Origin of the sequence: Nonomuraea pusilla, assembly GCF_900109355.1 — a bacterium.
GTDB lineage: Bacteria > Actinomycetota > Actinomycetes > Streptosporangiales > Streptosporangiaceae > Nonomuraea > Nonomuraea pusilla.
Map to the genome: position 1 here is coordinate 190,881 of NZ_FOBF01000003.1, position 13,074 is coordinate 203,954.

12 protein-coding genes are annotated in these 13,074 nt (G+C 74.7%); 8 read left to right on the top strand and 4 right to left on the bottom strand.

The features are described from left to right. Nucleotides 1-69: 69 nt before the first annotated feature. The 3 genes from BMX74_RS06885 to BMX74_RS06895 all read left to right on the top strand — a co-directional run bounded on the left by BMX74_RS06885 (nt 70) and on the right by BMX74_RS06895 (nt 4,675). Nucleotides 70-2,106 carry an ATP-binding protein gene (locus tag BMX74_RS06885; protein WP_091099526.1) on the top strand — a complete coding sequence of 679 codons (2,037 nt, stop codon included), beginning with the start codon at nt 70-72 and terminating at the stop codon, nt 2,104-2,106. Then, nucleotides 2,103-2,861 (top strand): enoyl-CoA hydratase-related protein, encoded by a 759-nt coding sequence (locus BMX74_RS06890; protein WP_055505741.1) that lies wholly within the window; start codon nt 2,103-2,105, stop codon nt 2,859-2,861. The genes BMX74_RS06885 and BMX74_RS06890 overlap by 4 nt, the downstream gene beginning before the upstream one ends. Nucleotides 2,862-2,986: 125 nt before the next feature. Further along, complete coding sequence (locus BMX74_RS06895; protein ID WP_420538119.1) at nt 2,987-4,675, top strand: acyclic terpene utilization AtuA family protein; 1,689 nt, start codon at nt 2,987-2,989, stop codon at nt 4,673-4,675. 66 nt (nt 4,676-4,741) lie between these two features. On the opposite strand, the gene BMX74_RS06900 is transcribed toward BMX74_RS06895, so the two are convergent. Next, the gene (locus BMX74_RS06900; protein WP_091099093.1) at nt 4,742-5,668 is read right to left on the bottom strand and encodes an ROK family protein; all 927 of its coding nucleotides are present in this window, start codon (nt 5,666-5,668) and stop codon (nt 4,742-4,744) included. Nucleotides 5,669-5,730: 62 nt separating this feature from the next. Here BMX74_RS06900 and BMX74_RS06905 point away from each other — a divergent pair, with 62 nt between their 5' ends. From BMX74_RS06905 to BMX74_RS06925, 5 genes are all read left to right on the top strand, one after another. After that, nucleotides 5,731-6,537: a GNAT family N-acetyltransferase gene (locus BMX74_RS06905; RefSeq protein WP_091099094.1), complete on the top strand. Its 807-nt coding sequence runs from the start codon at nt 5,731-5,733 to the stop codon at nt 6,535-6,537. 66 nt (nt 6,538-6,603) lie between these two features. Continuing rightward, nucleotides 6,604-7,617 (top strand): phosphotransferase family protein, encoded by a 1,014-nt coding sequence (locus tag BMX74_RS06910; RefSeq protein ID WP_091099096.1) that lies wholly within the window; start codon nt 6,604-6,606, stop codon nt 7,615-7,617. Nucleotides 7,618-7,702: 85 nt separating this feature from the next. Next, complete coding sequence (locus BMX74_RS06915; RefSeq protein ID WP_055505746.1) at nt 7,703-7,930, top strand: hypothetical protein; 228 nt, start codon at nt 7,703-7,705, stop codon at nt 7,928-7,930. 91 nt (nt 7,931-8,021) lie between these two features. Further along, nucleotides 8,022-8,858 (top strand): helix-turn-helix domain-containing protein, encoded by an 837-nt coding sequence (locus BMX74_RS06920; protein ID WP_091099099.1) that lies wholly within the window; start codon nt 8,022-8,024, stop codon nt 8,856-8,858. Nucleotides 8,859-8,963: 105 nt separating this feature from the next. After that, nucleotides 8,964-9,230, top strand: a complete 267-nt coding sequence (locus BMX74_RS06925) for a hypothetical protein (protein ID WP_091099100.1) — start codon at nt 8,964-8,966, stop codon at nt 9,228-9,230. Nucleotides 9,231-9,257: 27 nt separating this feature from the next. Here BMX74_RS06925 and BMX74_RS06930 read toward each other — a convergent pair whose 3' ends face one another. Genes BMX74_RS06930 through BMX74_RS06940 form a run of 3 tightly spaced genes read right to left on the bottom strand, consistent with a single transcriptional unit; the run spans nt 9,258 to nt 13,052 of the window. Then, on the bottom strand, nt 9,258-9,893 hold the full coding sequence (locus BMX74_RS06930) for a TetR/AcrR family transcriptional regulator (RefSeq protein ID WP_063792212.1): 636 nt from the start codon (nt 9,891-9,893) through the stop codon (nt 9,258-9,260). Nucleotides 9,894-9,939: 46 nt separating this feature from the next. Further along, nucleotides 9,940-11,883, bottom strand: a complete 1,944-nt coding sequence (locus BMX74_RS06935; RefSeq protein WP_091099103.1) for a mannosyltransferase YkcB-related protein — start codon at nt 11,881-11,883, stop codon at nt 9,940-9,942. Then, nucleotides 11,880-13,052: a bifunctional glycosyltransferase family 2/GtrA family protein gene (locus BMX74_RS06940; RefSeq protein WP_055505750.1), complete on the bottom strand. Its 1,173-nt coding sequence runs from the start codon at nt 13,050-13,052 to the stop codon at nt 11,880-11,882. Before BMX74_RS06940 ends, BMX74_RS06935 begins: the two co-directional genes overlap by 4 nt. Nucleotides 13,053-13,074 lie beyond the last annotated feature (22 nt).

A 13,074-nucleotide genomic window follows, 5' to 3' on the forward strand; every position in this document is an offset into this window, starting at 1 on the left:
CCCGTGACCGCCCGTCGCCCCGTCCCGGACCCGCCCGTGACCACCCGTCCGTCCGCCGCCGAGCCGGCCGTGATCACCCGGCTGCTCGTCGCGAACCGGGGCGAAATCGCCCGCCGCGTCTTCCGCACCTGCCGCGCGCTCGGCGTCTCGACGGTCGCCGTCTTCTCCGACCCCGACGCCGGTCTGCCGCACGTCCGTGAGGCCGATCTCGCGGTACGCCTCCCGGGTGCGCGCCCGGCGGAGACGTACCTGGACGTCGGACGGATCCTGGACGCGTGCCGGGCGGCGGGCGCGGACGCGGTGCACCCGGGGTACGGGTTCCTGTCGGAGAGCGCGGAGTTCGCCCGCGCCGTGCTGGACGCGGGCCTGGTGTGGGTGGGGCCGCCGCCCGGGGCGATCGCGGCGATGGGGTCGAAGATCGAGGCTAAGCGGCTGATGCAGGAGGCCGGGGTGCCCGTACTCCCCACGCTGGCGGCGGACGGCGGCGGCGACGGGTGGGAGTACCCGGTGCTGGTGAAGGCGTCCGCGGGCGGCGGCGGGCGGGGCATGCGGGTGGTGCGCGACCCTGCCCTGCTGGACGCGGAGGTCGCGGCGGCCTCCCGGGAGGCGCTGGCGGCGTTCGGCGACGGCGCGGTGTTCGTGGAGCCGCTGCTGGAGGGCGCCAGGCACGTCGAGGTGCAGGTGCTCGCGGACGCGCAGGGCACGGTGTGGGCGCTCGGCGAGCGCGAGTGCAGCGTGCAGCGGCGGCACCAGAAGGTGGTCGAGGAGTGCCCGTCGCCGGGTGTCACGCCCGAGTTGCGGGAGCGGCTGTGCGCGGCGGCGGTGCGGGCGGCCCGCGCGATCGGGTACGTGGGCGCGGGCACGGTCGAGTTCCTGGTGAGGGGCGACCGGGTGGCGTTCCTGGAGATGAACACCCGGCTGCAGGTCGAGCACCCGGTGACGGAGCTGGTTCACGGCCTGGACCTGGTGCGCGCCCAGCTCGAGGTGGCGGAGGGCAGGCCGCTGCCGCCGGAGCCGCCCGCGCCGCGCGGCCACGCCGTCGAGGCCCGCCTGTACGCCGAGGACGACGCGTACGTGCCGCAGACGGGCGTGCTGCACCGGTTCGAGGTGACCGGCGACGTCCGGGTGGACGCGGGTGTGGAGTCCGGGTCCGTCGTGTCGCCGTACTACGACGCGATGCTGGCGAAGGTGATCGCGTACGGCGCGACGCGGGCGGAGGCGATCAGGAAGCTGACCGCGGCGCTGCGCGGCGCGCGGCTGCACGGCCCCGTCACGAACCGGGGGCTGCTGCTGCGCGTGCTGACGGACCCCGCGTTCCTGGCGGGCGACACGCACACCGGCTTCCTCGACGCCTGGGGCCCGCCGCCCGCGCCGCCGCCGCCGGACGGCACCGCGGTGCTGGCCGCCGCTCTCGCCCTGGCGGCCGCGAACCGGCGGTCCGCGACGGTGCTGCGCAGTCTTCCCGGCGGCTGGCGCAACGTCCGCTCGCAGCCGCGCGTGGCCCGCTTCGCCGAGGCCGAGGCCGGGTACGACCCGCTGCCGGACGGCGTCGTGGTGGTCGCCGCCGAGCCTGAGCGGGTGGTGCTGGAGCGTGACGGCGTCAGGCGGTCGTTCGACGTGGCGGTGTACGGCGACGGGCGCGTCCACGTGGACGGCGAGAGCGGGCACGTCGTGCTGACGCCGCTGCCGCGTCTGCCCGAGCCGGTCGAGCGGGTCGCGCCGGGGTCGCTGCCGGCCCCGATGCCGGGGACCGTGCTGCGGGTCGAGGTCGCCCCCGGCGACCGGGTGTCCGGGGGGCAGGCGGTGCTGGTTCTGGAGGCGATGAAGATGGAGCACCGCGTCACGGCGCCGGCGGACGGCGTGGTGTCGGAGGTCCTGGTCGAGAAGGGCCGCCAGGTGGAGGCGGGAACGGTGCTCGTGGTCATCGCCCCGCCCGCCGAGTCGCAGGCCTCAGGCGGTGGCTCGCGGGGCGGGCGGGACGGGTGCCCCGGCGGCGGCGGGCCTCCCGGGGCGCTGGACACTGGTACGGGCGCGCCCCCGGAGGGCGGCGCGGACGTGAGCGAGGCGGCCCCCGGCCGGGTGGCCGCAGGCGAGGAGGAGTCATGACGGGCCTGGTGCACGGGGAGCTGGCGGGCGGAGTGGCGACGATCACGCTCGACTCGCCGCCGAACCGCAACGCGCTGTCCTCGCGCCTGCTCTCGGAACTGGAGTCGCGGCTCGACTGGGCGTTGAAGGAGCCGGACGCCCGCGTGATCGTGCTGACCGGCGCGGGCCCGGTGTTCTGCTCGGGGGCCGACCTGAAGGAGCAGCGCGCCGGGGGCGCCCCGGTCACGGAGGCGTTCCCGGGGGTCCTCACGCGGCTGTGGGAGAGCCCGAAGCCGGTCGTCTGCCGCCTGAACGGCACGGCCAGGGCGGGCGGGCTCGGGCTGGTGGCCGCCTGCGACTTCGCCGTCGCGCCGCTGAGCGCGTCCTTCGCCTTCTCCGAGGTACGGCTCGGGGTGGTGCCGGCCATGATCGCCGTACCGGTGCTGCGGAGGCTCGACCCGCGGGCGGCGGCGGAGTACTTCCTGACCGGCGAGGTGTTCGACGCGGCGCGGGCGGTGGAGATCGGGCTGCTCAACCGCGCCGTACCGGAGGAGGAGCTGGACGCGGCGGTGGCGCACTACACCGGCATGCTGCTGGAGGGCGGCCCGGAGGCGCTGGCGATCACCAAGCGGATGGTGCGTGAGGTGCCGCAGGTGCCTTTCGAGGAGGGGCTGCGGCGGATGGCGGAGCTGTCGGCCGAACGGTTCACGTCGGCGGAGGGGCAGGAGGGCATCACGGCGTTCAGGGAGAAGCGGAAGCCCCGGTGGGTGCCGTGACAGGCGCCGCGACGGGCACGGGCGCGGGCGCGGGAGTCGTCGCGCATCGCCCTGCGGGCAGGGACGTGCTGCGGGTCGCCAACTGCAGCGGCTTCTACGGCGACCGGCTGTCGGCGGCGCGTGAGATGGTCGAGGGCGGCCCGATCGACGTGCTCACCGGCGACTGGCTGGCCGAGCTGACCATGCTCATCCTGGCCGGCAACCGGATGAAGGGCCGCCCCGGCTACGCTCCCACGTTCCTGCGCCAGCTGGAGGACGTCCTCGGCGCCTGCCTCGACCGCGGCGTCAGGATCGTCGCGAACGCGGGCGGGCTCGACCCGGCGGGCTGCGCCGAGGCGGTGCGCGAGCTGGCGCACCGGCTCGGCCTGTCCCCCTCGGTCGCCCACGTCACGGGCGACGACCTCACCGGCCGCCCGCTCGACCTGGTCAACGCCGACACCGGCGAACGGCTCGACGCCGCCCCGCTCACCGCGAACGCCTACCTGGGCGGGCGTCCGATCGCGGCGGCGCTGTCGGCGGGCGCCGACGTCGTCGTGACCGGGCGCGTCACCGACGCCGCGCTGGTGACGGGCCCCGGCATGTGGAGGTTCGGGTGGGGTCCTGACGACCTGGACGCGCTGGCCGGGTCGGTCGTGGCCGGGCACGTCATCGAGTGCGGCTGCCAGGCCACCGGCGGCAACTACGCCTTCTTCCAGGAGGTGCCCGACCTGGCGCACTGCGGCTTCCCGCTCGCCGAGCTGCGCGCGGACGGCTCCGCCGTCATCACGAAGCACCCGGGCACGGGCGGCCTGGTGTCGGTGGGCACGGTGACCGCGCAGCTCCTGTACGAGATCGCCGGGCCGCGTTACCTCGGGCCCGACGTGGTGGCCAGGTTCGACACGGTGACGCTCACGCAGGACGGCCCCGACCGGGTGCTCGTGTCGGGCGTGCGGGGCGAGCCGCCGCCCGCGACGCTGAAGGCCGCCGTCACCGTCCTCGGCGGCTACCGCAACACGATGACGCTCGTCCTGACCGGCCTGGACATCGAGGAGAAGGCCCGGGCCGCCGAGGAGGCCGTCTGGGCGCGGATCCCCCGCGACTCCTTCGACCGGGCCGACGTCGAGCTGACCCCGTCGGGCCTGCTGCGCATCACCGTCATGGACGCCGACGGGCGGCGCGCGGGCCGCGCGTTCTCCTCGGCGGTGGTGGAGACGGCGCTGGCCGGTTACCCGGGGTGCTACGCGCTGACGCCGCCGGGCGGCGCCTCGCCGTACGGGGTGTTCTGGCCGGTGCTGGTGCCGCGCTCGGAGGTCCGCCCGCGCGTCTTCGTGGACGGGGAGGAGATCCCGTACGAGGAGCCGCAGCCGCCTGCCGGGGAGGACGGACCGGCGGAACGGCAGGGCATGCCCGGCGGCCCGGTCAGCGGGCCGGAGGACGATCGGGCGGCCCGCCCTGTGGCCCGCCGGGCGGGCGGGCCGGCGGCCGGGCCTGCGGGTGCGCCGTCTGTGCGGGTGCCGCTGGGGCGGCTGGCGGGCGCGCGGTCCGGCGACAAGGGCGGCGACGCGAACGTGGGCGTCTGGGTGCGCGGCGACGAGCAGTACGCGTGGCTGGCGTCGTTCCTGACGGCGGACGCGCTCACCCGGCTGCTCCCCGGCCTGGCCGGGCACCGCGTGGACCGGTACGAGCTGCCCAACCTCAGGGCGCTGAACTTCGTCGTCCGCGGCCTGCTGGGGCGGGGCGTGGCGGCCAATCCGCGCATGGACGCCCAGGCCAAGGCGCTGGGCGAGGAACTGCGGGCCGCGCTCGTCGACATCCCGGCCGCCCTGCTCCCCTGACCGCCCTGCTCCCCTGACCGCCCGGCTCCGCCGCCCCGCCCTGACCGTCCCGCTCCGCCGCCCGGTTCAGGTGGCGCGCCAGGCGAGCAGGGCCGCGCCGAGGAGGCCCGCGTCGGGGCCGAGGCGGGAGGCCCGTACGCGGGGCGGGCGGCGGAAGGCGAGGCGGGCGGCCAGGCGGTCGCGGAGCGGCCCGATCAGCGCGGGCCCCGCCAGGGAGAGCCCGCCGCCGATGACGACCAGCTCGGGGTCCAGCAGCAGCGTGTACGTGGCCAGCGCCAGGGCGAGCGTCTCGACGGCGTCGTCCCAGACCTGCCGGGCGTGGGCGTCGCCCCGCCGGACGCGCCGCAGCACCTCCTCGGCGGACGTCTCGCCGCAACGGGCGGCCACGGCTCCTGCCGAGGCGTACGCGGACAGGCAGCCACGCTGCCCGCACCCGCAGGGCAGGCCACCGGGCCGTACGGGGATGTGCCCGATCTGGCCGGCCCACCCGGACGCGCCGCCGTACAGGGAGCCGGACAGCGCGACGGCTCCCGCGATGCCGGTGCCGATGGGCACGAACAGGACGTCGCCTGAGGGTGCGTCGCCCGGCAGGCCGTGGGCGAGTTCGGCCTCCCCGGCCGCGCGGACGTCGTGGCCTAGCGCCACCGGCAGGTCCACGTCGGTGAACGCCTCGGCGGGGACGTCCCGCCAGCCGAAGGCGGCCGAGAAGACGGCGCGCGCCGGCGTGACGAGCCCGGGGACGACGAGCCCCACGGCCCGCGGCGCGGAGCCGGTCGCGGGGCCAGGCACGAAGCCGGACGCGGAGCCACACCCGGGGGCGGGGTGGTGTTCGGTGAGGGCGGTGACGAAGGCGGAGACGGCGGCGACGACCGCGTCCGGCCCCTCGGCGCGGGGTGTCGGGCGGCGCTCGGCGTGCAGGATCGTCCCGTCCCGCGCGACGAGCCCGCCCTTCATGGTCGTTCCACCGAGATCGACCGCGACGACGTGTTCCATCACCCCATGGTGGCCGTCAAACCCTTTGAGATCCGTGCCGGGGGTGCTGAAGGATGTCCGGCATGACGATCCGCCGCCTGACGCCCGACGACCTCGACCGCTGCGCGGTGCTCGCCGCCGACCGCGGCTGGCTGCCGGAGCGGCGCAAGTGGCGCCTGCTGTTCGACGTCGGCGAGCCGTACGGGATCGACGCGCCCGACGGCGACGGCCTGGCCGCGACGAACATCCTCACCCGCTACGGCGCGGACCACGGGGTGATCAGCATGGTGCTGACCGCGTCGCGGTTCGACCGGCGGGGCCTGGGGCGCAGGCTGATGGAGCACGTGCTGGAGCAGGCGGGTGACAGGACGGTCTCGCTGTACGCGACGGAGTTCGGCCGCCCGCTGTACGAGCGCCTGGGCTTCCGGGGGGTGGGCAGGACGGCGAAGCACACGGGTGTCTTCCGGGGTGAGCGGTCGGGCAGGACGCGCCCGGCCACGGAGGCGGACCTCGGCGCGATCCTGGAGCTGGACGCCGAGGTGTTCGGCACGGACAGGTCGGCGCCGCTGCGCCGGATGTTCTCGTTCGGGGAGCAGGTCAGGGTCGCGGACGGCGGGTTCGGCCACGCGTGGCGCAACGACGACAACGTGGTGATCGGCCCGGTGGTGGCGCGCGACGAGGAGACGGCCCGCGCCCTCCTCGGCGACCTGGCGCTGGAGGCGGGCGGCGAGGTGCGCATGGACCTCGACCTGGCCAAGGAGGGCCTGGTGGCCTGGGCGCGCGGGCACGGCATGGGCGAGCCGTGGGAGGTCGCGCAGATGGTGCGGCACGGCGACCTGCCGGGCGACAGGTCCCGGCAGTTCACGCCGTACATGCAGGCGCTGGGTTGAGGCCCGCCGGGGGGCTCTCGTAGGATTCGTACCGAATATGGTTCTGTTCAGGCTGAGGGGCGGCGCATGACCTCCACGCACATCGACGTCGGCGCCATCGACTTCGACGCGCTCGGCGCGTGGATGGACGGCCAGGGCCTGCCGCCCGGCCCGGTCACCGGCGCGGTCCCGGTGACGGGCGGCACGCAGAACGTCATGGTGCGGTTCGAGCGGGCGGGCGTGCCGTACGTCCTGCGCAGGCCCCCGCTGCACGCCAGGCCCAGGAGCAACGAGGTGCTGCGGCGCGAGGCGCGGGTGCTCGCGGCGCTTCGCGACACCCCGGTGCCTGTGCCCCGCCTGGTCGCCGCGCAGACGGAGCGCGAGCCGGTCTTCTACCTGATGGAGCCGGTGGACGGGTTCAACCCCTCGACCGGCCTGCCGGAGCCGCACGCGTCCGACCCGGCCGTCAGGCACCGGATGGGCCTGGAGGCCGCGGTCGCGCTGGCCGAGCTGGGCCGCGTCGATCCCGTGGTGCTGCCGGGCTACGGCAAGCCGGAGGGGTTCCTGGAGCGCCAGGTGCCGCGCTGGAGGGCGGAGCTCGACTCGTACGGTGCGCTGGACGGCTACCCGGGCCCCGACATCCCCCATCTGGAGGAGACGGCCCGGTGGCTGACCGACCGCCTGCCCGCCTCCTTCACGCCGGGCGTCATGCACGGCGACTACCACTTCGCCAACCTCATGTTCGCCTTCGACGGCCCGCGCGTCGCCGCCATCGTGGACTGGGAGATGAGCACGATCGGCGACCCGCTGCTCGACCTGGGCTGGCTGATCGCGACGTGGCCGAGCAACGACGGTCACGTCCCGGGGCTGCCGTCGCCGCGCGAGCTGGTGGAGTGCTACGCGGCGCTGTCCGACCGCGACCTGTCGTCCGTCGACTGGTACGCCGTCATGGCCTGCTTCAAGCTCGGCATCGTCCTGGAGGGCACGCACGCGCGGGCCTGCGCGGGGAAGGCGCCGAAGGAGATCGGCGACTTCCTGCACGCCACCACGCTGGACCTGTTCGCGCGGGCACACGACATCATGTCCGGCCTTCTTCGCTAATCCGGATTTTTCGGAAAAAGGCGCCATCTCACCCACACAGCTCTACAATTGCGCGCAATTGCACCTCATTTGGGGAAGGATCGTCATGCGCATGCGGTTCCTCGGCTCCACCTCGGAGGCGGGCGCCTGCCCCACCCTGTACGAGACCGACCGGGGCACGATCGTGATCCAGGGGCTCCAGGTCACCGACCCCGAGGCGCTCGCGGACCTGCGCGACGTCCTCGACGGCGAGACGGCCGTCGAGGTGCCCCGCGAGCTGATCACCGAGATCGCCCGCCAGGTGCTGCCCGACACCCGCCGACCCCGTCCCTGACCGGCGGCGCGCCACCATCGGCGACCGCTCGGTCACGATTGCGTGACTGCCCCTGGCATGATCGACGTCACCGGGTCTAGCCTCTAGCGGCGTGACGTCGTTTCAGCAGGCGCGCATCGACCTGGGGTGCCGGCTGCGCGGGCTCCGCGAGGCCGCCCACCTGTCGGGCAAGGACCTCGCCGAGCGGCTGCGGTGGCAGCCGTCCAAGGTCTCCCGCCTGGAGAACGCCAGGCAGACTCCCACCGAGGACGACGTCGTCGTCTGGGCGCAGGCGGTCGGCGCCCCGCCCGAGGTCACGGACGAGCTCATCGCGCGGTCGATGGCGCTGCTCGAACGTCACGACGACTGGAAGCAGCGGCACCGCGGCGGCCTGGCCGCGCTGCAGGAGGACATCCGCGACCTGGAGGCCAGGACGACGCTGTTCCGGGTGTTCGAGCCGGGCATCGTCGTCGGCCTGCTGCAGACGTCCGAGTACGCGAGGCACGTCTTCAGGAAGGTCAGGCGGCTCTACAGCGCGGACGACCAGATCGACGCGGCCGTGCGGGTGCGGATGCAGCGTCAGGAGATCCTCTACGACCGCTCGCGCACGTTCAGGTTCGTGGTGACGGAGGCGGCGCTGCGCACCCGGCTCGCCCCCGCCGACGTGATGCGCGGGCAGCTCGACCGGCTGCTCGCCGTCAGCACCCTGCCGAACGTCGGGTTCGGCGTCGTCCCCCTCGCCGCCGAGTTGCCGTCCGCGCCGGTCAACGGCTTCTGGATCTACAACGAGTCCATGGTCGGCGTGGCGACCATGACCAAGGACCTCGTGCTGCGCGACCCCGACGACGTGGCCTTCTACGTCCGCGCCTTCGACGACTACGCCAAGGTCGCGGAGTTCGACGAATCCGGCCGGGAGGTGATCATCCGCCTTCTTCACCACTATCGCTGACAAGATTCACGACCAACGTTAATAACGTGCAAAGTTCCAGCAGCAATTGCTTGCCACCGCCGCAAGATCGTGCAACTCTGTCGCGAGACGTTGCGGAGGTGGCGCATGATGCTGGACACCGTGCTGTGCCTTGAGCGGTTCGCGTGGCACGCGGGCCGTCACGCCGACCTGTCGGTGCAGCGCCTCAGGCTGTCGAGCGACCCGGCGTACGTGTCGGTGCGCAACCGCTTCTCCACCACGCTGAGCGAGACCGTCACCTGCTCCGACGAGGGCGTCTTCGTCACCTCGTGGGGCTACCGCCTCGGCACCAGCGAGGACGTCGAGTCGGCCGCCGCCCGCCTCGCCTACCTCCTCGCCGCCCTCCCCGCCTGACCGGCCGGGCCCGGCGGGAGCCAGGGGTCAGCCCGGCTCGCCGTCCTCCGCGAACGCCTCCACCGGGATGCCCGCCTCCCTCGCCGCGGCCGTGCGCGCGTGCGTGAGCAGCCGGGCCCGGTCGAGGACGTCGGGGTGCAGGGTGTAGCGGATGATCAGGCCGTCGAGCATGGCGTCGATGCGCTCGGCGGCGCCCGCCGGGTCGTCGCAGGTGAACTCGCCCGAGGCCGCGCCCGCCGCCAGCACCCGGGCCAGCGCGTCGAGCCAGGCCTCCTCCAGCTCCAGCATGATCGCGTTGACGGCGGGCTCGCGCAGCCCGGCGTTCCACGCGTCGATCCACAGCAGCCAGCTCTGGTCGTCGTGCGACTCGGGGATGTAGTAGCGCAGCACCCGGTCGAGCCGCCGCACCGCCGGGCCCGGCCCCTCGATGATCTCCTTGAGCCGGGCGCTCTCGATGTCGAGAGTCGCCCGGATCATCGCGGTGATCAGCTCGTCCTTGGTGGCGAAGTGGTAGTGGATGAGCCCGCCGCTGACGTTGATCGACTTGGCGATGTCGGCGATGCGGGTATGGGCGAGGCCGCGCTCCAGCACCACCTTACGGGTGGCCTCAAGGAGCTCGGCTCTGCGCTGGTCCGCCTGCTCGGCCCGGGTCGTACTCCGCACGCGGCAAGCCTACTGGCACCCGGGCCCGCCGGACATCGCCGCGCGGTCAGGAACCGCAGTCGTACAGGCCGTCCTGGCCGTCCACGGCCGCGCAGTCGCGCGTGACCCAGGCCGCGACCTCGCTGTTCCCCCGCCCGGGGGCGCCGCCGCCGTCCTGCAGGACGTAGCGGAGCCGTCCGGACGCGACGAGCTCCTCGATCCTGCTGACGGTCATCGCGGGGTCGCCGCCGGTGAAGCCGCCCATGGCGAGCGCGGGCCTGCCCGTGGCGAGGATGATGGACGACGCCTGCTGGGCGCTGTTCACGGCCACGAGCCAGGTGGCGTTGCCCTGGTGGGCGACGAGGTAGGAGGCCAGCCCGGCGCCGACGCCCCGTCCGAAGCCGCCCGAGCCTGCGGGAGGCGTCCGGCCGGCCGTCGAGGGGAAACCGCCGGGGGGCATGCGGCCCGGCATGCCGAAGCCGCCCGCGCGCCCCGTGGACGGCCCCGCCGTCGGGTTGGTGCCGTTGACCTCGGACTGGAGCGGCGTCACCGCGTACGCGGCGGGCCCGGCCAGCCCGGCGGCCAGGGCCGCCGCCAGCGCGACCCCCGCCACCCGGGCGGGCCCCGGCCGCAGCCGGGCCAGGAGCAGCCCCGCGACGGCGACGGCGGTCGCCCCGAGCACCGTCCAGGCCAGCCAGGGCGCCCAGTCGGGCGTGCGGCGCAGCACGGTGAACGACCACCCGCCGGTGGCGGCCACGGCCAGCGGCAGCACCCAGCACCACGCCCGCGACCGCCGGTACGCCTGCCACATGCCCACCGCGCCCATGCCGGTGAGCGCGGCGACGGCCGGGGCCATGGCAGTGGTGTAGTACGGGTGGAAGGTCCCGCCGGCGAAGCTGAAGATCACGTAGTGGACGGCCAGCCAGCCGCCCCACAGCAGCCAGGCGGCGTCGGAGGCGCCTCCGGCGTCGATCCGCCGCAGCCGGGCGGCCACGGCGAACGCCAGCGCCACCGCGCAGAACGGCAGCAGCCAGGAGATCTGGCCCCCGACGATGTCGTTGAACAGCCGCCCGGCGCCCGCCTCACCGCCGAAGCCGGCGCCGCCGAAGCCGGGGCCGCGTCCGGCGCCGCCCCCGCTCTGGCCGAAGATCCGGCCCAGGCCGTTGTAACCGATGACGAGGTCCCGGACGGAGTCGTCGGTGGAGCCGCCGACGTACGGCCGCGACCCGGCGGGCCACAGGTCCACCACGACCATCCACCAGGCGCTGGAGACCGCCAGCACCGCGCCCGCCGCGAGCAGCCGCCCCACCCGGCGCGGCCAGGGGACGCGGGCGCAGGCCAGGTACGCCGCCGCGAACGCGGGCACCACCAGGTACGCCTGGAGCATCTTCGTGTTGAATCCGAGGCCGACGAGCAGCGCGCACAGCAGCAGCGGCGCCGTCCGTCCGGTGCGCAGCGCCCGCAGGCAGAACCAGGCGGCGAGCACCAGCAGCAGCACCAGCACGGTGTCGGGGTTGTTGTCGCGGTTGATGGCGACGGTGATCGGGGTCAGCGTCATGGCCACGGCCGCGACCAGCGCGGCGGCGTGCCCCTGGCGGGCGTCGGCGAACGACCCGCGCACCGCCGAGTGGGCGAGCGCGACGGCGGCCACGCCGGCCAGCGTCTGCGGGAGCAGCATGCTCCAGGTGCCGTACCCGAAGATCCGCGCCGACAGGCCCATCACCCACAGCGCCAGCGGCGGCTTGTCCACGGTGATGAACGACCCGGCGTCGAGCGCGCCGAAGAAGAACGCCTTCCAGCTCTGCGTGCCGGACAGGACGGCGGCGGCGTAGTACTCGTTGGCGTCGCCGCGCAGGCCCCAGGCGTACAGGACGGACGCGGCGGCGAGCACCGCCCACAGGGCGGGGCGCGACCAGCGCGGGTCGCTCTCGGAGCCGAGGAGCAGGCGGGCGGCGCGGCCGGGCGACGCCGGGTGGGCGCGCCGGGACGGGGAGGTGGTGGCGACGCTCATCGGCCGGCCCTCCGCCTCGGGTTGAACACCCAGACGCGCAGCAGCAGGAAGCGCGCGAGCGTGGCCAGCGCGTTGGCCACGATGACGGCGACGAGCTCGACGCCGTGCGAGACTCCGGCGGGCAGCAGCCACAGGCCGCCGGAGGTGAGCGCCAGGCCGACGAGGAACGCGATCAGGCCTTCGAACTGGTGGCGCATCGCCCCGGCCGAACCGGTCACGCCGAAGGTGAAGCGGCGGTTGGCGGCGGTGTTGGCCACGGCGGTGACGAGCAGCGCGACCGCGTTGGCCGCCTGCGCGGGCGCGGCCTGCCGCAGCAGCGAGAACAGCGCCAGGTAGGCGAGCGTGCTGACCACGCCGACGACCGCGAACCTGGGGAGCTGGTGCGCCATGCCCTTGGGCAGCTCGGCCTGCCGGACGCGGGCGGGCACGGGCAGGCGGGCCGCGCCCCACAGCGTCCTGCGCGCCACCCTGGCCAGGCCGCGCAGGTCGTCGAGCGCGGTCCGCAGGATGTCCACGCGGCTGTCGGGGTCGTCCACCCAGTCGACGGGCACCTCGTGGATGCGCAGCCCGTGCCGCTCGGCGAGCAGCAGCAGCTCGGTGTCGAAGAACCACTCCTCGTCCTCGACGGCGGGGAGCAGCGCCTGGACGATCTCGGCGCGGGCGGCCTTGAAGCCGCACTGCGCGTCGGAGAAGCGCGCCCCCATGAGGCCGCGCAGCAGCAGGTTGTACGAGCGGGAGATGAACTCGCGCTTGGGCCCGCGCACCACGCGGGAGTCCCTGGCCAGGCGGGTGCCGATGGCGAGGTCGCTGTGGCCGGACAGCAGGGGGGCCACGAGGGGGAGGAAGGCGTCGAGGTCGGTGGACAGGTCCACGTCCATGTAGCTGACGACGTCGGCGTCGCTCTCGGACCAGACCCGGCGCAGCGCCCTGCCGCGGCCCTTGGCGTCGAGGTGGACGGCGCGGACGTTCGGCAGTTCTGCGGCGAGTTCCCTGGCGATCTGCCAGGTGTCGTCGGTGCTCGCGTTGTCGGCGATCGTGATGCGGAAGCCGTAGGGGAACGTGCCGGCGAGGTAGGTCTGCAGCCGGGCGACGCTGGCGCGCAGCGCCCGCTGCTCGTTGTGGACCGGGACGACCACCTCGACCAGGCGCGTCCTGACAGTTGTCTCCATGCGTCCACTTCAGAATTCGGGC